General features: G+C 61.4%; 17 protein-coding genes and 1 pseudogene. 5 read left to right on the top strand and 13 right to left on the bottom strand.

The genetic code is table 11. The annotated features are described in order from the left end of the window. Positions 1-138: 138 nt before the first annotated feature. The 3 genes from nudE to VD17_RS17290 all read right to left on the bottom strand — a co-directional run bounded on the left by nudE (position 139) and on the right by VD17_RS17290 (position 3,141). Complete coding sequence (nudE, locus tag VD17_RS17300; RefSeq protein ID WP_046054843.1) at positions 139-744, bottom strand: ADP compounds hydrolase NudE; 606 nt, start codon at positions 742-744, stop codon at positions 139-141. 87 nt (positions 745-831) lie between these two features. Continuing rightward, positions 832-1,962, bottom strand: coding sequence for a helix-turn-helix transcriptional regulator (locus VD17_RS17295; RefSeq protein ID WP_046054842.1), 1,131 nt, complete (start codon positions 1,960-1,962; stop codon positions 832-834). Positions 1,963-2,097: 135 nt separating this feature from the next. Further along, complete coding sequence (locus VD17_RS17290; protein WP_046054841.1) at positions 2,098-3,141, bottom strand: Rieske 2Fe-2S domain-containing protein; 1,044 nt, start codon at positions 3,139-3,141, stop codon at positions 2,098-2,100. 145 nt (positions 3,142-3,286) lie between these two features. Here VD17_RS17290 and VD17_RS17285 point away from each other — a divergent pair, with 145 nt between their 5' ends. The 3 genes from VD17_RS17285 to VD17_RS17275 all read left to right on the top strand — a co-directional run bounded on the left by VD17_RS17285 (position 3,287) and on the right by VD17_RS17275 (position 5,743). After that, positions 3,287-4,126, top strand: a complete 840-nt coding sequence (locus VD17_RS17285) for an SDR family NAD(P)-dependent oxidoreductase (protein ID WP_046054840.1) — start codon at positions 3,287-3,289, stop codon at positions 4,124-4,126. Further along, positions 4,113-5,051, top strand: coding sequence for an alpha/beta hydrolase (locus VD17_RS17280; protein WP_046054839.1), 939 nt, complete (start codon positions 4,113-4,115; stop codon positions 5,049-5,051). Before VD17_RS17285 ends, VD17_RS17280 begins: the two co-directional genes overlap by 14 nt. A gap of 233 nt (positions 5,052-5,284) precedes the next feature. Then, entirely contained in the window at positions 5,285-5,743 is a 459-nt protein-coding gene (locus VD17_RS17275; RefSeq protein ID WP_046054838.1) for an REP-associated tyrosine transposase, read from the top strand. Positions 5,744-5,950: 207 nt separating this feature from the next. On the opposite strand, the gene VD17_RS17270 is transcribed toward VD17_RS17275, so the two are convergent. The 3 genes from VD17_RS17270 to VD17_RS17260 form a co-directional block, all read right to left on the bottom strand. Continuing rightward, positions 5,951-6,928: a 5'/3'-nucleotidase SurE gene (locus VD17_RS17270; RefSeq protein ID WP_046054837.1), complete on the bottom strand. Its 978-nt coding sequence runs from the start codon at positions 6,926-6,928 to the stop codon at positions 5,951-5,953. 78 nt (positions 6,929-7,006) lie between these two features. Beyond that, positions 7,007-8,386, bottom strand: a complete 1,380-nt coding sequence (locus VD17_RS17265; RefSeq protein WP_046054836.1) for a DUF1329 domain-containing protein — start codon at positions 8,384-8,386, stop codon at positions 7,007-7,009. A 23-nt stretch (positions 8,387-8,409) separates the two neighbouring features. After that, the gene (locus tag VD17_RS17260) at positions 8,410-9,987 is read right to left on the bottom strand and encodes a DUF1302 domain-containing protein (protein WP_046054835.1); all 1,578 of its coding nucleotides are present in this window, start codon (positions 9,985-9,987) and stop codon (positions 8,410-8,412) included. Between the two features lie 265 nt (positions 9,988-10,252). On the opposite strand from VD17_RS17260, the gene VD17_RS17255 reads away from it, so the two are divergent. Together VD17_RS17255 and VD17_RS17250 are read left to right on the top strand one after the other, a co-directional pair. Beyond that, positions 10,253-11,995, top strand: coding sequence for an FAD-dependent oxidoreductase (locus VD17_RS17255; protein ID WP_046054834.1), 1,743 nt, complete (start codon positions 10,253-10,255; stop codon positions 11,993-11,995). Continuing rightward, the gene (locus VD17_RS17250) at positions 11,992-12,903 is read left to right on the top strand and encodes an SDR family NAD(P)-dependent oxidoreductase (protein WP_046054833.1); all 912 of its coding nucleotides are present in this window, start codon (positions 11,992-11,994) and stop codon (positions 12,901-12,903) included. Before VD17_RS17255 ends, VD17_RS17250 begins: the two co-directional genes overlap by 4 nt. Before the next feature lie 154 nt (positions 12,904-13,057). Here VD17_RS17250 and VD17_RS32220 read toward each other — a convergent pair. The 7 genes and pseudogenes from VD17_RS32220 to VD17_RS17215 all read right to left on the bottom strand — a co-directional run. Continuing rightward, a pseudogene (locus VD17_RS32220) lies at positions 13,058-13,309 on the bottom strand (AMP-binding enzyme); the annotation flags it as partial. A gap of 153 nt (positions 13,310-13,462) precedes the next feature. Continuing rightward, positions 13,463-15,043, bottom strand: a complete 1,581-nt coding sequence (locus VD17_RS17240; RefSeq protein WP_046054831.1) for a FadD3 family acyl-CoA ligase — start codon at positions 15,041-15,043, stop codon at positions 13,463-13,465. Between the two features lie 72 nt (positions 15,044-15,115). After that, positions 15,116-15,862 (bottom strand): SDR family NAD(P)-dependent oxidoreductase, encoded by a 747-nt coding sequence (locus VD17_RS17235; RefSeq protein WP_046054830.1) that lies wholly within the window; start codon positions 15,860-15,862, stop codon positions 15,116-15,118. 225 nt (positions 15,863-16,087) lie between these two features. Then, positions 16,088-17,170: a ferredoxin--NADP reductase gene (locus VD17_RS17230; RefSeq protein ID WP_046054829.1), complete on the bottom strand. Its 1,083-nt coding sequence runs from the start codon at positions 17,168-17,170 to the stop codon at positions 16,088-16,090. Positions 17,171-17,183: 13 nt separating this feature from the next. Continuing rightward, on the bottom strand, positions 17,184-17,939 hold the full coding sequence (locus VD17_RS17225; RefSeq protein WP_046054828.1) for a glucose 1-dehydrogenase: 756 nt from the start codon (positions 17,937-17,939) through the stop codon (positions 17,184-17,186). Further along, entirely contained in the window at positions 17,927-19,606 is a 1,680-nt protein-coding gene (locus tag VD17_RS17220) for an FAD-binding protein (RefSeq protein WP_046054827.1), read from the bottom strand. The genes VD17_RS17225 and VD17_RS17220 overlap by 13 nt, the downstream gene beginning before the upstream one ends. Positions 19,607-19,617: 11 nt before the next feature. After that, a complete protein-coding gene (locus tag VD17_RS17215) occupies positions 19,618-20,133 on the bottom strand; it encodes a flavin reductase family protein (RefSeq protein ID WP_046054826.1) in 516 nt (171 codons plus the stop codon). Positions 20,134-20,305: the final 172 nt, after the last annotated feature.

Raw genomic sequence — 20,305 nt, 5'->3', positions numbered from 1 at the left:
TCGATGTTGAATGTGCCGGCCTCATCGCGAGCAAGCTCGCTCCCACAGGTTTTTGTGTGTTGCCTGGGAGTTGTGTGCGCCCCGAATCCCCTGTGGGAGTGAGCTTGCTCCGGGCGGCGTTCCGACGATGGCGGTGTGTCAGGCGACATCGATGTTGAATGTGCCGGCCTCATCGCGAGCAAGCTCGCTCCCACAGGTTTTGCGTGCGGCCAATGCGCCCATGGCCATGAACAGAGCTGCAATGGCCCGCGCTTCGTTGAGTTCGCCGCGGGCCACCAGGTCGGGGATCTGCGCCAGCGGCACGCGCAGGCATTCCAGCGGTTCGGGCTCGTCGCCGACCAGTTGGCAAGGACTCAACTGTTCGGCCAGCACCACGCGGTAGCGATGGCACAGGTGACCCGGTGCCAGGGTCAGTTCGCCCAGTTCGCTGAGGCGTGCGGCGCGCATCCCGACTTCTTCGCAGAGTTCGCGTTGCGCCGCCTGCAGATAGTCTTCATCAGGCTCCGCGCCGCCCTTGGGCAGGCCTAGTACGGTTTTTTCGACACCGACCGCATATTCACGCACCAGCAACACATGCAGCGGATCGGGCATCGCCACCAGCATCACCGAGCGATAACCGGTGCCGCGCAGACGCTCGTAAACCCGCTGCTGGCCGTTGCTGAATTGCAGGTGCAAGGCTTCGATCTGAAAATAGCCGCTTTCAGCCAGCAATTCAGTCTTGAGGATGGTCGGACAGTTGCGCATGGTCAGGCCCCTGGTTGGGATAACGCCACTGTGCGCCGTGCCGGGATGGCCGCCATCGTCCGAGCGGACGAGGGCGGAGGTTGAACGCTAACCGAGGGTCGCCACGCTGCGCAGGATCAGCCGCACGAGCATGGTCTGGCGGGTCACGCCGGTCTTGGAGAAGGTTGACCGCAGGTGCGCCCGCGAGGTGTTGCGGCTGATACCCAGCTCTTCGGAGGCTTCGTCGAGGGTTAAGCCGTTGGCCAACAACATGGCCAGTTGAGTTTCGGCCGGGGTGAAGTCGAACAGCGCGCGGACGATCTCCTGTGGTGCGGTGGATTGTTGCTCCGGGTCGCTGATGAAAATCACCACGGTGGGGCATTGCTTGCCTTCGCTCCAGTCCGACAACGGCACCGAGCGCACGATGATCCCCAGGTCCGCTCGCCCGGAAGGCCGTTGCACGCGCAGGGCTTCGACCACCGACGGGTTGCTGCTTTTTTGCGAGAGCAGCGATTGTTTCACCAACCGCCGGAACTCTTGAGTGTCTCGCGCGGTGCCGACTTGCAGGCCGTCGTTGACCAGTTTGATGCCGTCCTTTTCCTGGATCAGCCGATCGGCGACCTGGTTGGTTTGCAGCACTTTGCCGGCCTCGTCGAGGATGATCGTTCCGACCGCCAACTGATTCACCGCGCCGGCGTAGAGGTTACGCTCGGCTTCGATGCGATTGAGCTGCATGTGGATCTTGATCGAGCGTTCCAGGTGCGGGATGAAGTGCGTCAGCAAGGCTTTCTCTTCGTTGCCGAAGGCCTTGTCATCGCGTCCGCGACTGATGCGGATACGGCACTGGGCGCCATCGCAGGTGTTGATGTCGGCGCCGAGGATGTGGAAAACATCCACCGGCTCGAGGAAATTCTTATAGAACTCCGAGTGCTGCCAATCGTCGTTGGACACGAACTCGGCGAGGGTCACCACCTGGCGGTTGGGCAGGTCGACAAACGGGTCGAGGGTGAAAAAGTGTTTGTTGTACGACGCGGTCGCCTCGGTCGACGTACCGGTGGTGTTGACCATCAAGCCATCCACATGCGCGCTGGGCGGACGCAGGATGAAGGTCACGTACTTGCTTTCCAGGTACACGTTGAGCTGGTTGAGAAAGGTCGCCCAGGGAATGGTTTCCAGCGGTCCCTGATAGAGGTTGCCGATCAAATCACTGAACGTATCGAGGCTGAGGCTCTGCTGCATAGGGAAAACCGTTTTTATTATTAGCGTTGGCGGTGGCCGAGAATAAGCGCCGATATCGACTCCTTGCAACGCTCGGGCTCAAGGCCTGACGGGCGGCTGCCGGTCAGGCGCAGGGCGCGCAAAAGGCCGCTGTGTTCAGGCCCGTTCGCTGGCGCGCACGACGAACCGTTTTTGCTCCAGCACGTCGGCCGAGAGCGCCGCGACGTCGGTGTAGAACTGCTCGTACCAGCGGCGCAGTTGATAGACCGGGCCATCGCCATCACACAGCAACGGGTTGTCGACGCGGGTCTTGCTGTGCCAGATCGTCACGTCTTCGTAGAAGGCTTCCTGGGCCTGTTGCACGTAGGCCTTGGCCATCGCCTGATTCTGTTCTTCGCTCAGCCCCGGAATCTTTTTCACCAGCACGCCGTAGCGCAGGGTGAAGCTGTCGAGGTCGATCGGTACATGGCAGTTGAGCAGGATCGAATGGATCGGTTGGCCGTTCATCGCGCCGGTCATTTCGGTGATCTGGTAGGCCGGGCCGAAGTAGGTGGCCACGGTGCTCAACGCGCTGTCGCCGGACAAGCGCTCACTGCGGGCGCTCATGATCTGAGTGGCCAGATGGCCTTCGAAGACGTTACTGAATTCCTCGACGGGGGCGCCATGTACCGTGCCGAAGTGCGCCATGTCGGCGACGTTGTCGATCAGTTCGCGGCAATTGGTGCCGATCTGCAATTCGGCGACTTCCCACGCGGCCCACTCGTCACTGAAGCAAGCGTCAATGCGCGGGATGCGTTGCTCAGGGAGCGGCGGGTTGCCTTCCGGGTCATTCCAGACGAACAGCAACTGGTTTTCTTCCATGAGCGGCCAGCTCTTGAGCCGGGCCCGTGGCGGAATGCGTTTGGCGTAAGGAATGTCATCGCAGACACCATCGGCACCCCAGCGCCAGGCGTGGAACGGGCAGCGAATCGAGTTGCCTTCAACACAACCGGTACTGAGGTCGGCGCCCATGTGCGGGCAGTAGCCATCCAGAATATGCAGCTCGCCGTCTTCGCCCTGAAAGGCCACCAGCCGGGTGCCGAACACCTCCAGACGATGGGCTTTGCCGTCGCGGTATTGGGCGGCCAGACCAAGGCAGTGCCAGCCACGGGCGTAGCGGTCTTCCAGCAGTTTGGCTTCGATGCGGTGCAAGGTACTCATCTTATTATTCTCCCAGGGTTCACGGGGTTGGCGCCTGTCACGGATTCTGCCGCCCCTGTAGAAGCGGGCATCGTCTGAATGGACGATGGCCGGTTTACGCCCGCCCGCTCTACTGACGCCATTGGACCCAGTGCAGGAGTTGGCGATGAGCAATGAACAAGGGCCGGTCGCGGTGATTACCGGGGCCGCCAGTGGTATTGGCCGGGGTTTGGCCGAGCATGCGGCAAGGCTGGGGATGCGCCTGGTGCTGGCCGATCTCGATGGACCGGGGTTGCAAGCGCTGTGCGATGAACTGCGGACGGGCGGTGCACAGGCGATTGCTTGCGTCACGGATGTTGGCGATCTGGCGCAAGTCGAGCGCTTGCGCGATGTCGCCCTCGAGCACTTTGGCGGGGTTGATCTGCTGTTCAACAATGCCGGAGTGATGCAGACCGGCTACAGCTGGGAAATCACTGCGCAGCAATGGCAACGGATGCTCAACGTCAACCTCAGCGGTGTGATCAATGGCATTCGCAGTTTCGTCCCGCTGTTTTTGCGCCAGGGGCGGGCGGCCCATGTGATCAACACGGCGTCCCTCGCGGGCTTGCTCAGCAGCCCGTTGATGGCGCCGTACAACGTGACCAAGCAGGCAGTGGTCGCACTCTCGGAAACCCTGCACTACGAATTGAGCATGCTCGGTGTGCCGGTCTCTGTCTCGGTGGTGTGCCCAGGGCCGGTGGCCAGCGAAATCATGGCGTCGAATCAAGGGGTGGATGCGGCCGGTTCGTCATTCAGTCAACTGCTCGATAGCAGCATCCGCCAAGGCATGACGCCGAGCGAGCTGGCGGAGCAAGTGTTCGCCGCCATCGCTGAAAAACGCTTCTGGGTCTTCCCTCACAAAGGTTTCAAACCAGCGTTGGAGCGACGTGTGCAAAGCATCCTGGAAGAAACCAATCCGCAGTTTCAAATGACCGATGTAGAGGGAAATGCCCATGCCGCTCGATAAGCAGATCGCCGCAGTGCTCCAGCAATTTCGCGACCTGCCGGAGCCCGACTTCAGCCAGCTCGATGCCAAGCAATATCGGCAGCTTTCCGACAACCTGCTGCCCGCCATCCCCGGCGACCCGATGATCGAAGTGCGTAATCTGCGGGTCGCCGGCGCGGCGGGCGAGCTGGATGCGCGGCTGTATCGGCCACTGGAGCAGGACAACCTGCCGCTGTTGGTGTTCTTCCACGGAGGCGGTTTTGTCATGGGCAACCTCGACACCCATGACAACCTCTGCCGCTCACTCGCCAGTTTGACGGAGGCGGTGGTGGTGTCGGTCGCCTACCGACTGGCGCCAGAAAACCATTTCCCGGCGGCACCGCTCGATTGTTATGCGGCCACGTGCTGGCTGGTCGAGCACGCGTCTGAACTGGGCGTCGATGGCAACCGGCTGGGCTTGGCCGGGGACAGCGCCGGGGGCAACCTGGCGCTCGCCGTGAGTCGGCTGGCGGTGCAACGTCAGGGGCCGAAAATCAGTTATCAGTGCCTGTTTTACCCGGTCACCGATGCACGTTGCGACAGTCAGTCCTATGAGGATTTTGCCGAGGGCTATTTCCTCACCGGTGCAATGATGTACTGGTTTTGGCAGCAGTACCTGCAGGATGCCGATCAGGGGGATGATCCCTTGGCCTCGCCATTGCGCGCCGACCGGTTGGCGGACTTGCCGCCGACCACCCTGATCAGCGCCGAGTTTGATCCTTTGCGCGACGAGGGCGAGGCGTTTGCCTTGCGTCTGCGGGAAGCTGGCGTGCCAGTGCGCGTGCAGCGCTGCGAGGGCATGATTCACGGGTTTATCAGCATGGCGCCGTTTGTCGAGCGCGCTGCGCAAGCCTTGTCCGATGCCGCGGCCGACCTGCGCAGAGCGCTATCTGGAGTGAACACATAACTTGTGGGAATGAGCTTGCTCCGATGTTGAATGTGCTGCCGTCATCGCGAGCAAGCTCGCTCCCACAGTTTGATCTTCAGTGAACACCAAACATGCGGACGACAGAAATCCCCTGTGGGAGCGAGCTTGCTCGCGATAGCTATATACCAGACACATCCAGCTAAAAAGTGACTCCGCACTCATGTGTTCGCCGGTCTAGTCTTCCTCATGACTTCATCGAATAGGGCAAAGGAATGCCTGATTTACCCGCTTCACGTCGTCTTCGCATTGGCCGCTATCCCGAACCCAACCGGATTTATCTGCTGACCACCAACACACTTGACCGAAACCCCGTTTTCAAGGATTTCGGCTTGGGCAGGCTGGTCGTTGACCAATTTCGAAGTGCACAGGAACAAGGCTGGGCGAACTCTTTGGCCTGGGTCGTCATGCCCGATCATTTTCATTGGTTGATCCAATTGCAGCAGTGTTCACTGAGTGAACTGATGCAAAAAACCAAATCGTTGAGTACGCGGGCCGTGAACATGTCTACGGGGCGAAGAGGCAGCCTTTGGCAACAGGGTTATCACGATCGTGCGTTGCGGCGAGATGAGGACTTGGTGAAGCTTGCCCGTTATGTCGTTGCAAACCCATTGCGGGCAGGGTTGGTAGAGAAGCTGGGCGAGTATCCGCTGTGGGACGCGATTTGGGTTTGATCAGAAACCGTGTCGCCGCAATCGCGAGCAAGCTCGCTCCCACAATAGTTCGTGGTGTTCGCAGATTTTGTGTACACCCAGTAACCCTGTGGGAGCGAGCTTGCTCGCGATGGCGGTATGTCAGAGACATCAATGCTGAATGTCAAACCGCAATCGTCGGAACGCCGCCCGGAGCAAGCCCGCTCCCACAGGGAGGTTCTGCGTGCCTTAAGGTTTAATGTCTCGCAACATTTCCTTCGCCTGATCCTGCACCGCACCCGGCGCACTCATGTTGCCGTCGATCACGGTGATCACCGCATGCCCTTGCCATAACTGATACGCATCGGCCTGTTGCTGGGCGGCTGTCGGTGTCGGCGGGGCGACCAGGTTGACGTGAACCACACCGTCGGCGCCGCGCTGGGAGGTGAAGTTCACCCGGTCCCAATTGCCGATCGGGGCAAAACTCACGCCTTTGACGTCATTGGCCGCCAGCGCCGGGTAATTGATATTCAACCCGCTGACACCCGGCAAACCGAGCACATTCAACTCGCAGCCGAAGTTGTCTTTTTCGCAGGACTGTTTGGCGTGAGCACCCGCGAGGCTTGCCTGCTCGATAACCTTCACCGCAAACCGGGCAGTGTCATCCATGGCGCCGAGGGTTTTGCGGTAGCCGGCCTGTTGGTCGCGGATGATCAGGTCCATGTCGATGGCCGTCGACACCGCCACCGCCGGAATGCCCTTGAACATCGCGCGGACCGCTGCGTTCAAGGTGCCGGACATTTGCGTCAGCGGGCCGACGTTTTCACCAAAATTACTGCCCGACACCACCAGGTCTGGCGGATTGCCTTTGAGCAGCACGTCCAGGCCAACATTGACCGCGTCTACCGGGGTGCCGATGGCGGACGTCTTGCCCGGGGGCGGGGAGTAGCCCTCGGGAGGACCGACGCAAAATTTGCCTGGCGCCAACTCGGTCACTGCCAACGTCTGCCCGGGCACGACCACGCTGGCCGCACTGATGCCACTGCTGTCGTTTAACGGACCAACGAGGGTCACCTGATGCCCGGCGGCCGTCAGCGCCCGGTACATCGCATCGATGCCGGGCGCCCGACAACCGTCGTCGTTGGTCAGCAAGATATTCAGTGCGTTGGCCTGCATCGACAGGCTGACACTGGCCATGGCGATGACGCCAGTGAGCAATTTATTCATGGGGAGTTTTCCGTGACATGAGCGAGTTCAAAAAAGCACAACGCCCCGACCGAGTAAATCGGTCAGGGCGCAGAGGGTTTAGCGGGTGCCGAGTTTGCGCAGGTTGCCGGGGGTGAATTCGTCTTCAGTGAAGGCGGTGGCGTTGAGCTTGGCGGGCTTTTGATCGATCAACATCCGGTCAACCAGATACGAACCGGCGATCAGGTCATGGTAGATCCCGAGGCGAGCGTGGTAGCGCTGCAGTTCGTAGGCGTAGATCGAAGTTTGCATGTTGGTGCGCCAGAGTACGCCGCGGCTGTCGTAGTTGTCGGCCAGGGTCGCGGCCCAGGAGTCTTCGTCCAGGTACAACACACGTTTGGCGTAAACATGGCGGGCGCCTTCCTTGAGGGTGGCCTGCAAGACCCAGACGCGGTGTTTTTCATAGCGCATGTACTGCGGATCGATGTGGCCGGTGGTGGCCAGAATCTGGTCGGTGGTCACACCAGGTTCGTCGATCTTGTAGTTGTGGTACGGGATGAAGATTTCTTTCTTGCCGACGATGGTCCAGTTGTAGCGATCCGGTGCACCGTTGAACAAACGGTCTTCGTCATACACTCGAAAACCGCCGGCGCCGCTCGGTGAGTCATAGCCTACGGTTGGCGCACGACGTACCCGACGTTGCCCCGGGCTGTACTGCCAGGCCTGACGAGGGGAGGCGGTCGGGTTGATGAACTCGTGACCGACGACAATCTCGCCTTTCTTGCGCACCGGCTCCAGGGTGGTGATCAGGAAGTTGGTGAGAATACCGTTGGCGCTCTCCAGGGTTTTATCCGGGCTGGACCAGATCGAGAAGATCTTGTAATTGACCTCTTCGAGCACACGTTCCTTGTTGGAATAGACCACCGCCTGCCCGTAGTTGGCCTCTTCGGTATTGGCGCGTCCGGCCAGCGTATGGTTGAACATCAACTCGCTACCGTTCTTTGGAATCGGGAACGGCGAGGCACCCCAGGCGTTTTGCGTGTCGTTGTTGTCGTTGGCCAGCTCGGCACTGACCGCGTTTTTCTTGACCAGGTCTTCCAGGCGCTGATCGAAACGGAAGTCGCGATGGCTCGGGTACACCGGAATGTTGAAGGTCGCGGGGTAGCGTTTTAGCAACGCTTTTTGGCCATCGGTGAGGTTGTCGGCGTACTTGTCCATGTTCTGCGCATTGATCACGAACAGCGGCTTTTCTGCCGCGTACGGGTCCGGGTACGGCGTGCCAGGGCCCGCGTATTTGAGCTGCGGCGGCAAGCCGCGCCATTTTCCGGTCCAGGCCGGGATGCTGCCGTCGGCGTTGCCGGCCTTCTCGGCACCCATCGGGGTCAGGTCCTGACCCAGGCGTGCGGCTTCTTCATTGCTGATTTTGGCCTGAACCAGGCCACTGCCGAGCAGGCTGACGGCCAACGCCGTGCCCAACAATGTGTGGGTAAATCTAGACATGCTGTGCTCCTCCATCAGGGGATTCAGAACCGGTATTTGAAGTTGAGGGCGACGTTGTCGCGGTCGGCCAACGGGGCGTTGTTGGCGTTGCCCAGGTAGGCGTTGTAACGGGCTTCGACGGTGAAGTTGCCCAGATAGCGCCACGAGCTGCCGATGCTCGCGCGGTCGTCGCCCTGGCCCGAGTTGATCGAGCCCACCAGTGCGCTGTCATGCTGGGCGGCGGTGCTGTAGGTGACGGGCACCGACATGTCCCAGCCGCTGAACACGTTGTTGTAATCGAAGTTCGCCTGAACCGTGTAGCCGAAGGCGTCGCGGTCATAGACCAGACTGTCGGTGCCCGGCTGCGAGAATCCAGGGGCGAATGTCACAGGTTCCGACTTGTCGTTGCTGAGCACGGTGTTGTAGACCAGCTCACCGGTCAGGGTGGTGTTGTCGGCCCATGATGTAGGGCCGAGCACGTAGATCATCGACGTCTGCGCCTGCAGGGTTTTGCCGCGCACCGGGCTTGAGAAACCGTTGTCGACCATCACTGGCTGACCGTCGCGGTAGCTGACTTCACCGGCCCAGCTCACGCTGCCCAGCACCGTGGAGAAACTCGCGCCAAACAGGTCGATGTTGTCGAAGTAGCGCACCCGGTAGTGCCCCAGGTCTGTCTGGAAATCCAGCGACGGGGTCTTGTCGTGGTAGCGCGAGTAGTAGAGGCCGAACTCGGTGTTGTTCAGCGACTCTGCCGCATAGGTCAGGGCCACACCGTATTGGCCGCTGTCGCTCGGCTTGTCGTCACCCAGGCGTGTCAGGAAACCGCTGGCGTCGTTGAAGCCACCCTCGTCGATGAAGTCGGTGGTGGAGAAGTAGCTACCCACGCCGAACAGCTCGGTCTTTTCCCATTTGTATTGGTAGTAGGCCTGCAGATCGAGGCTGTCGGTCAGGCTGAACTGCGTGAACAATTGGCCGACGGGCAGCAGGATCTCCTTGACCTCAACCCCCGGGGTGGTCGACTTGGTCGCATCCACCGGGCTCTGGGCGGCGGAAATGCCGGGGTAGAACAGGCTTTCACCCCAGCTCACCACCTGATTGCCGAGCCGTGCGTTGAAGTTGTGGCCGCCGATGTCCCAGGTGCCATACGCGTAGTAATCGAGCATGCGCAGTTCATTGCGGTGTTGGTCGATGGTGTCCTGGGAAAACCGGTCGGGACGGTTGCAATGACCGCCGGCGAAGCAGTTCGAGGTGCCTGTGTCGTTGTCGTTGCCTTGATCGTAAACGTTGTCGTAGAAGCCCGTCCCACGCAGGAATACGCCGTAGTCCTCACGCCATTTGATGTTGGCCTCGGTGAGAAAACCGCTGCGGTTGTTGATCAGGCTGCCTTTGTCGAATGCGTTGTCGCCATCGTTGCCGTTGGCATTGGCCGTCAGCTTGTGATCGCGAGACTCGGTCCGCCAAGCCAGGCTGTACGTCAGTGTGGTATCCCAGTCGACGCTCAAATCCTCGTTCGGCTGGAAACTCATGGCGCTGGCTTGACTACCCAGTCCACCAGCCAGCAAGAGCATGGCCAGCTGTACGCGAGGGTGCAGCGATTGTGGGGCGATTATTGTTTTTATCATGTCGTCCTCATGCCCAGGTCAGACCTGCCCGACCTGCATTTCAGGGGGGTGATTGGTGCTGTGGGCGACTATGGAGTCAGCTTTCGAGCGCAACATCGTCCAAGCGGACTAAGCGATTTGCACAGGGCTGGCGCGCCCATCGCCTTAGTCCCATCGGACGATGACCGTTCAGGACACGCGGCGAACAATCCCGAGACCGACTGCACCGGGCGAAGATCTGGCGGCGGCGGTTTCTGCCTGATGGGCGCTGAGCAAGGGTGATCGCATGAAAGCTGCCGGGATCAAATGGGATGAGTGCTGCGATGTACTGGTGATTGGCTCCGGAGCGGGGGGAATGACTGCGGCGCTGCGTGCCCACGATCTGGGGCTCAATGCGCTATTGATCGAGAAGAGCGCCGAATACGGCGGCACCTCGGCGGTGTCCGGCGGCGGCATCTGGATACCGGACAACCATCGGATCAAAGCCCTGGGCGGTAGTGATTCAGCGGAAGAAGCGATCGCCTATATTCGCGCGGTGACCCACGGCGAGATCGATGATGGGCGTATCGAAGCCTATGTCGAGCACGGTCGCGAGATGGTCGAATACCTTGAACAACAGACTCGCGTGCGTTTCGAGGCACAGCCTCGCTATGCCGATTACTACCCGGAAGTCGAAGGCGGAAAACCGGGCTATCGCTCCATGGACCCGCAACCGTTTGACGCCGCCGAACTGGGTGAGGAATTTCTGCGCATGCGTGCGCCATCTCCCGGAACCCTGATGATGGGACGCATGGCGATGACCATGAAAGAGGCACAGGTTCTGCTGTGCCGTGGCCCTGGCTGGTTGCGACTGACGCTGCGGGTGATGTGGCGTTACTGGCGTGACCGCGAGGGCCGGCGGTTGTCACGCCGCGACCGCTTCCTGACCCTTGGCAATGCCTTGATTGGCGCCTTGCGCTGTTCGTTGCAGGACCGCGGCAAATCCCTTTGGCTGAACTGTGCCCTGGAAGAACTGCTGCTCGTGGGTGATCGGGTTGGCGGCGCTCGCGTCTGTCGCGACGGGCAGTTACTCAACGTCAAGGCACGCTACGGCGTGATCATCGCGGCCGGTGGTTTCGAGCGTAATCAGGCGATGCGTACGCAGTATCTGCCACAGCCGACCCAGGCCACCTGGAGTGCCACGCCGCCGCACAATACCGGTGACGGCATTCGCGCCGGCCAGGCAATCGGTGCTCGCACTGCGCTGATGGACCATAGCTGGTGGGCGCCGACCACCCATGTCCAGGGTGAGGAAAAACAGCGCGCGTTGTTCGTCGAACGGACTTTGCCGGGCTGCGTGCTGGTCAACTCCGCCGGCGAACGCTTCGTCAACGAAGCCGCGCCCTATACCGATATCGTTTACGCGATGTATGCCAACAATCGCGAAGGCGCGGTGAGTGTGCCGTGCTGGATGGTGTTCGACGCCGAATTCCGCCGCAAGTACCCCTGCGGCGCGTTACTGCCCGGCTACGCCCAGCCCGATTGGCAACTGCCCGAGCACCTGCGCGAGTACTTTTACAAGGCTGCGAGTTTGCAGGCGCTGGCAGAAAAAATCGGCGTCGACGGTGCCGGTCTGGTCCGTACGTTGCAACGTTTCAACGGTATGGCCGTGCAGGGTGTCGACGCCGATTTCCATAAAGGTGAATCGCTGTTCGATCGCTACTACGGTGATCCGAATGTGCAGCCCAATCCTTGCCTGGCACCGTTGCTCAAAGGTCCGTTCTACGCCGTGCGCATTGATGCCGGGGATATCGGCACCAAGGGTGGTTTGCTGACCGATGTTCACGCCCGCGTATTGCATGAGGACGGCCAACCCATCAACGGTTTGTATGCCATCGGCAACAGCGCCGCTTCGATGATGGGGCGCACGTACCCGGGCGCCGGCTCGACCATCGGCCCGGCAATGACCTTCGGTTACGTGGCGGCCAATCACATCAAGTGTCAGAGCGAAACCAGCTCGGCCAAAAGCCTGTTCAGGAGCGTCGAATGAATCAGCCACTTAAACAAGTCGCGGTGGTGACGGGCGCCAGTCGCGGGGTCGGTCAGGGCATCGCCCTGGCCCTTGGCGCTGCGGGCATGACGGTGTTTGTCACCGGGCGATCTCCAGAAACGGGCGGATCGAATTTGTATGGGCATGCATTGCTCGGCTCGCTGGAGGATACGGCGGCGGCGATTACTGCGGCGGGTGGGCGGGGTATCGCGGTGGTCTGCGATCATGCCGACGATGCGCAGGTCCAGGCACTGTTCGCCCGGGTTGAAAAGGAATGCGGGCAACTGGATTTGCTGGTGAACAATGCCGCGTTCATTCATGACCAGTTGATCGAACCGGGGCCTTTCTGGGAGAAGCCGCTGGACCTGGTACGGATCCTCGACGTTGGTCTGCGTTCGGCTTATATCGCCAGTTATCATGCTGCGCCGTTGTTGCTGCGCAGCGGTCGAGGGCTTATTTGCTTCACCTCGTCATTCGGTGCCGGGTGTTACATGCATGGCCCCGCGTACGGCGCGCAAAAAGCGGGTTGCGACAAACTGGCGGCCGACATGGCCATCGACTTCGAGGGGCGTGGTGTGGCGGCGTTATCGCTATGGCTCGGCCCGCAACTGACCGAACGCACCCGGATAGCCGGCCCGCAACTGACCGAACGCACCCGGATAGCCGGCCAGCAGCATGGCGAGCAATACAAGGCCTTTCTGGCGGATGCCGAAACCCCGCAATTCAATGGCCGGGTGATTCACGCGCTGCTCAATGACCCGCAGTTGATGACGTTCTCCGGGCAGACATTAATCACCGCCGAAATAGCCGCCGGTTACGGCATCAGCGAAGCCGGCGGCCGCCAGCCACCTTCCCACCGCGCCATGCTCGGCGACCCGCGTCAGCAACATCCGGCACGGGTGGTCTAGTCCTCATTCGGCAGGTCAAACACAAAACCCTGTGGGAGCGAGCTTGCTCGCGATGGCGCCTGTTCAGTCAGAACTGCTGCGACTGACACACCGATATCGCGAGCAAGCTCGCTCCCACAGGGATTGTGTTCGACTGGAGAAATGAAGTGACCAGTCACTCAGCGCCAATCCCGGCCCACTCGCGCAACACATTCTTGGTCACTTTGCCCGCTGCGTTGAGCGGCATGCTCTCAAGCACCCGCACCCGGCGCGGGACTTTGTAGTTGGCCATTTGCTCGCGGCACCAGGCGAGGAATCGGGCCTGCTCGATCTCGATGCCTGGAGCCGGCAGCAGGAAGGCCATTGCCACTTCACCGCGCCATGCTCGGCGACCCGCGCCAGCAGCATCCGGCACGGGTGGTCTAGTCGACACTCGGCAGGTCAAACACAAAACCCTGTGGGAGCGAGCTTGCTCGCGATGGCGCCTGTTCAGTCAGAACTGCTGCGACTGACACACCGATATCGCGAGCAAGCTCGCTCCCACAGGGATTGTGTTCGACTGGAGAAATGAAGTGACCAGTCACTCAGCGCCAATCCCGGCCCACTCGCGCAACACATTCTTGGTCACTTTGCCCGCTGCGTTGAGCGGCATGCTCTCAAGCACCCGCACCCGGCGCGGGACTTTGTAGTTGGCCATTTGCTCGCGGCACCAGGCGAGGAATCGGGCCTGCTCGATCTCGATGCCTGGAGCCGGCAGCAGGAAGGCCATTGCCACTTCACCAAGGCGTTCATCGGGGATGCCGATCACCGCGACCTGGGCCACGCCGGGGTAGGTCAGCAAGCAGTGTTCGATCTCCGCCGGGTACACGTTGAAACCTCCCGTGATGAACATGTCCTTGAGGCGGTCGGTGATGCGCAGGTAACCCTGTTCGTCGAGCACGCCGATGTCCCCGGTGTGCAGCCAGCCGTCGGCATCGAGGACTTCCCGGCTGGCCTGCGGATCATTGAAATAACCCTGCATCAGGTTATAGCCGCGCACCTGAACCTCGCCGGGAACGTTGGCCGGCTGGTTGCGGCCCGTGTTGCCAACGCAGCGGATTTCCACGCCAGGCATGGCCCGGCCGCTAGTGTTGGCGACCAATTCCGGCGAATCACCAGGACGGCAGATCGTCGCAAAACCGCAGACTTCGGTAAGACCGTAGGCGGTGACGATGGTGGCAAACCCCAGTTCGTCGCGCATACGCCGGATCATTTCCACCGGAATCGCCGCGGCACCGGTCACCGCCACTCGCAATGACGTCAGGTCAAATTCGCTGCGTTGCGGATGGGCAAGCAATGACTGATAGAGCGTCGGCGGGCCGGGCAGCACGGTGATCCGTTCGCGCTCGACGCATTCAAGCACCGCCTGCACATCGAACACCTGCTGCGGCACGATGGTGCAGCCGCGCATCAGCGCCGCCAGCCAACCGGCCTTGTAACCGAAGGAATGGAAGAACGGATTGACGATCAGGTAGCGATCGCCCTCACGCAAACCGACCACCTCGCTCCAGTCGCGCACCACCCGCAGGTTTTGCCCGTGGTTAGTCATCACGCCTTTGGGCTTACCGGTGGTGCCCGAGGTGAACAGCAGGTCGGACAGCGCTTGCGGGCCAACGCTTTGTTCGCGGGTTCGCAGGGACAATTGCGAAACGTCTGCACCCAGGTCGAGGAAGTCATCCCAGTTCAGGGTGCCCGACCCACCGTCGCGCAAGGTGACGATCTGGCGCAGCGCCGGCAGGTCTTCAGACGCCAGCATGCGCGGGTAATCGGCACCCAGAAACTCACCGATGGCAAACAACACGCAGGCACCGCTTTCGCGAAGGATGTAACCCGCCTCGCTGCCCTTCATGCGGGTGTTGAGTGGCACCAGTGCTGCACCGACACTGTGTAGCGCACCGGCGGCCACGATCCATTCCCACACATTAGGCGCCCAGATCGCCACCCGATCCCCGGCTTGAACGTCTATTGCCAGCAGCGCGCGGGCGGCTTGGCGGCGCAGTTGGTCGAGTTCTCGGTAGCTGATCGAGCGCCCGTCATCCTCGATGGCCGGGCGGTCGCCGTAGGCCTGGGCAGCGTTGGCGAACAGTTGGGCGATGGTCAGTGCGGTTGCGACAGGCGGCATGGGGCCTCCCCGGTTAGAAGACAGTGGCGAAAAAGGGAGTAGGCCGGGCAGGGCGCCCGGCCGGATAGCGAATTACTGGGCAGGCGGGGCGAAGCGGCGACCGGCGGAGAAACCACCGTCCACGGCGATCATCTGACCGCTGACAAAGGACGCTTCGTCTGAAGCCAGGAACAGCGCGACGTTGGCCACTTCTTCCGGTTGCCCGGAGCGATTGAGCATGTGCTGCGAGGCGAAGAAGGCGTGGAAGGCTTCCTGCTCGCGGACCATGCTGGTCATCGGCGTTTCGATCAGGCCGGGGCACAAGCCGTTGACGCGGATGTTGGCGTAGCCGTAATCAATGGCCATCGAGCGCGTCAGCTGGTTGATGCCGCCCTTGGAGACGTTGTACGCAACGTTGCCGTCGCAGCCCTGCAAACCGAAGATCGAGCCGACATTGATGATCGAACCGCTGCGTTGCGACACCATCGATTCCAGCGCGTATTTGCTGGTGAGCATGCTGCCCGTCAGGTTGATGTCCATCACCCGTTGCCAGTTGGCGGTGGTGGTCTGAGTGACGCTGCCCTGGTCGGCGACGCCGGCCGCGTTGACCAGCACGTCGATGCGCCCGAAGTGGCCGATGACTTCTTGCATGACCTGCTGGACCTGCGCTTCATCGCGCACATCGAGGGTCATGAACAGGCCAGGGAAATCCGCCGGTGCAGTGCCGATGTCCAGCCCCACCACTTGCGCGCCTTCAGCGGCGAAGCGGCGCACACAGGCCAGACCGATCCCTGAAGCGCCGCCGGTAACCACCGCGACCTTGTTCTGCAAACGAGCCATAACTGCACCTCTTTTATTGTTGTGGGCTAATGCTGTGGCCGAGTCTAACCGCAGACCGCGCCCGGGTGATCGTCCATTGAGACTAAGGCGTATTGGTCAGTCATCAGTACCCCTGTGGCGAGGGAGCTTGCTCCCGCTGGGCTGCGAAGCGGCCCCAAAGATTTGAAAGCAACGACTGCTTCGCAGCCGAGCGGGAGCAAGCTCCCTCGCCACAGGTGTTCGACATCAGTCAGGGAATTTCAACCGTACCCGGGCGCCGGTTGGACGGCTCTGGCAGGCCAGCGTCCAGCCTTCGGCCAGTTCTTTGGGGCTGAGCACATCGTTGCGTGCCAGCTGGATCTCACCTTCCTGGACGACGCACATGCAGGCTCCACAAAAACCTTCTTCGCAAGAAGAGGGCACGTCCAGGCCTGCCGCTTTGCAACTTTGCAGCAGGGTGTCGCCGGGGCGGCAGGCAATCTCGTGTTGCTGACCGTCGAGCTCGACAATCAGCGCCTCGCACAGTGATTCGAGGGCGGCCACCCGGGCCAGGGTTTCTTCGGCGAGTAGTACGTCGGGATCCGGAGGCGAGACAAAGCGCTCGACATGGATGCGTTCGGCGGCTTCGCCCTGTTCCAGCAGCGTGCGCTCCACGGTGTCCATGAATGGCCCCGGTCCGCAGATGTAGTGGTCACCGCCAGCCGAGCCACGCAGCAGATGACGCACCTGGGCCTCGGTCAGGAAACCCTGGACCGAGTCGAGGACGTGCACCACGTGCAGTTGATCAGGATGCGCCTTGATCAACTGACGCAGCTCATCCTTGAAAATCACTGAGGCTTCATCACGGTTGGCGTAGATCAACTTGATCGGCCGCAGGCTGCTGCGCAGCGTCGATTTGAGAATGGAAAACACCGGAGTGATGCCCGACCCTCCACCGAACAGGACCAGCGGTCTATCAACCGATTGCTCCTGGTTCAGGCAGAAATGCCCCGCCGGCGGCAACACCTCCAGCCAGTCACCGACCTGTACCTCGTTCATCCAGTTCGACACCCGGCCGCCCTCGACCCGTTTGACCGTGACCTTGGGCAGCGCATCCGACAGCGGCGAGCTGGCCATGGAGTAACAGCGGGTCAACAGCTTGCCAGCGCAGGGCACGCGAAAGGTCAGGAACTGGCCCGGTTTGTAACGAAAGCGCTCACGCAGTGGCGGCGGTATATCCAGCACCAGCGAGCGCGCATCAAAGGTCTCGTCGATCACCGCGCACACTTGCAATGAGTAGCTTCCCGTCGCTGATTCGGCCGGAGTCAGGTTCTGCTGTTGCGTGCCCATGTTCACCTCGGCCTCAGAGCCCGCTGATCAATTGGGCGTTGTCGACGCGGATCTCGGCACCGTTGACGAAACGTGACTCGTCAGTGGCGAGGAACAGCACCACATTGGCAATGTCCCGGGGCGCGCACATACGATTCATCGGGTCTTGGTCGAGGGCTTCCTGAGGGATCGGCTGGCCGCCGGTCAAGGCTTGGGTCATCGGCGTGTTGACACCATCCGGGTGCACGCTGTTGCAGCGAATGCGGTAGCCCTGTTGCTTGCAATGCAAGGCAATCGAGCGAGTCATTGCCGCCACCGCGCCCTTGGACGCCGAGTAGGCACAGAACATCGGCATCGCGCCCAGCGCCGCCACCGACGACATATTGATGATCGAGCCGCCGCCGGTTTCCTTCATGGCCTGGATCGCGTATTTGCAGCCCAGGAAGTACCCGTCACCATTGATCTTTTGCACCTTCTGCCACAGTTCCAGCGTGGTGTCTTCGATGCTGCCCAAGGCCAGAATCGCAGCGTTGTTCACCAGAACGTCGAGGCGCCCGAAGTGTTCCAGGGTGGTTTTGATCACGTGTTGCCAATCGCTTTCGCTGGCGATGTCATGGCGAATGAACAGCGCATTGCTGCCGATTTCTGCGGCGACCTGGCGTCCGGCTTCTTCGTTGAGATCGGTCAGCACGACTTTGGCACCTTCGCGGGCCAGCAGCAGGGCGTCTTCGCGACCGATGCCGCTGGCGGCGCCGGTGATGATGCAGACTTTGCCTTCTACACGTTGCATTGTTGTTCTCCTGAGCGTGTGGTTTGAAGTGCGACTTGATCGGCCAGATGGGCAGCGGTCCGGCGACCGGAATAGATGCAATCGGCCAGCGACAGGCCGGAGACATAAAGGTTGGAAGCGACCCCGACTGCATTGCGGCCGGCGCTGTAAAGACCACGGATCGGCTGACCGGCGTGGTCCAGCACCTGACCGCTGTGCTCGCAGACTTTCAGCCCGCCAAGGGTGATGACCGGGCAGGGAAACAGGCGGCTGGCGAAGGACAGATCGAGGCCGTACCACGGCCCCTGGTCCATGTCGGCGAGCATGGCTTGCGACTTGCCGAAGGTATCAACGACTTCGCTTCGCGCGGCGCGGCTATAGGTTTCCAGGTTCTGTCGCAGGGCCTCGACGGGCAATCCGCAACGCTTGGCCAGCGTCGTCAAGCTGTTGCTACGCCGGGCGTTGAACAGCAAATTGAGCAGCACCGGCAGGCGCTGGAATTGCCAGACCTTGCCCGGCCCGACCTGACGCAATGCCTCGCGCACCAGTGCCCGGTTGAGAATTAGAATCGCGCGACCGTCCTGCTCTTCGACCATCGCGTGGCCGAGAGTCGCACCGTAGATTTCTTCGTTGGCGTAACGCTGACCCCGAGCATTGACGATCAGCCCTCGGGCCCAGGCCAGTGGTGGATTGATAAAACGCCAGGCGCTGACCTTGTCCATCCGCGCCACGCTGCCACCGGCACTCTGTCCCAGGGCGATTCCGCTGCCGTTACAGCCAGTGGTCCCCAGCGGCAAACCGGCCAGATACTGCGGCGCATGCTGGCGGACCCACCCGCGATTGAAGATAAAACCGCCGCTGCTCAGTAACACACCTTGTTCGGCGCGAATCAGCTGGCGTTCGGCACTGGTTTGTTCGATGCGTCGCAAGCGAGCGCGCAAACGGTCGGCCAATGCCGGGGCGTACATGTGGATGGCGCTGGCCCAGCGCGAAAGCCGGGCATGTTGACGGGCTGCGCGACTACCAGGCGGCAGCTGCCAGGCTTCGACCCCCAGCACTTGATCGCTGGTATCGAGCACCAGCCGCCGCACTTCGCACTGGCTGCGCAGGCGCGCACCGTGACGCAAGGCGCTGGCCTTGAGCGGGGCGAACAGGCTGGCGCCGGACATGCCGGGGCCTTTGGTGCGGTGACCGCGAGGTGCCGGTTTGGCAATGGCGGCATAGGCCGGCACGGCTTCGTTGCCGGAGTAATAAAGGTAGTACTGATCGCTCGGGTACGAGGTTTTATGCGGCGGCACGCTGGATTCGAACGCGACACCCTGACGCTCAAGCCACGCCAGTTGTTCACAACTGCCTTCGCAGAATTCCCGCAAAGTTTGGCTACTGACAGCCTCGCCGACTTCCCGACGCAGGTAGTTGAACATCGCTTCGCTGCTGTCGTCATAGCCGGCCTGGCGCTGATACGGCGTGCCGCCACCGGCATACACCACTCCGCCACTGAGCGCGGTGGCGCCGCCACCTTCAAAGCGATCCAGCGCCAGCACCGTCAATCCGCGACTGGCCGCTTCGATGGCGGCACAGGCGCCGGCACCGCCGAAACCGACCACCAGCAAGTCGCAGCGGTCATCCCAGTTCAGCTGGTCGGCGCTGCTCACTCGCAACGCCGTCAACCCGTTCAGGCTGTCCATTTTTTCAGGCCTCAGCCGGCGACAGCGAAGGAGGGGACGGGTTTGGCGGTGGTGGTGTAGGTGCCGTCGAGGTAGACCAGCGGGGTGATCGCTTCGCTGGTGTGGATTTGCAGGATGCGCCCGATGAAGACGGTGTGGGTGCCGTAGCTGAAGTGGCCGTCTTGCCGGCAGAGGATTGCCGATTGGGCGTCGCCCAGGTAGGGAATGCCGCCGGCGCTGGTGAGCCAGTTGCCTCGGTCGAATCGTGCTTCGCCTTTGATTGCGCCGCTGCACAGGTGGGCGAGGTCTTGCTGTTCGACGCCGAGGATGTTGACGCAGAAGTCTGCGCCGGTCGCCAGTGCGGCATGGGGGGAGGCGGTTTTGTTGATGCAGATGAGTAGCGAGGGTGGTTCGGTGCTGAGGGAGTCGACTGCCGTGGCGGCCATGGCGAAGCGCTCGGTGCCGTTGCTGGTGCTGATTATGGTGACTGACTTGGCCAAGCGGCGCATGGCCTGGAGCATGTCGGCTTTCAAATTGATGTCGTTCATCGCACTAGCCCTTTCGTTGTGCATGGAGTGCGATGGATTCTTGCTCTGACGCCCTTCCGTAACATCGTCCGAGGGGACTAGGCCTTGGCGGCCTTTGGGCCGACCAGGTTGTTGGTTGTCTGGGTACATATCCATTCCTGCGGTAACGGCCACTTAGGGTTTCGCCCTTACG

It is taken from the genome of Pseudomonas fluorescens (assembly GCF_000968015.1).
In the GTDB taxonomy this organism is placed as follows: domain Bacteria; phylum Pseudomonadota; class Gammaproteobacteria; order Pseudomonadales; family Pseudomonadaceae; genus Aquipseudomonas; species Aquipseudomonas fluorescens_W.
The sequence above is the reverse complement of the archived record's forward strand: the minus strand, read 5'-3'. Positions and strand labels throughout refer to the sequence as shown.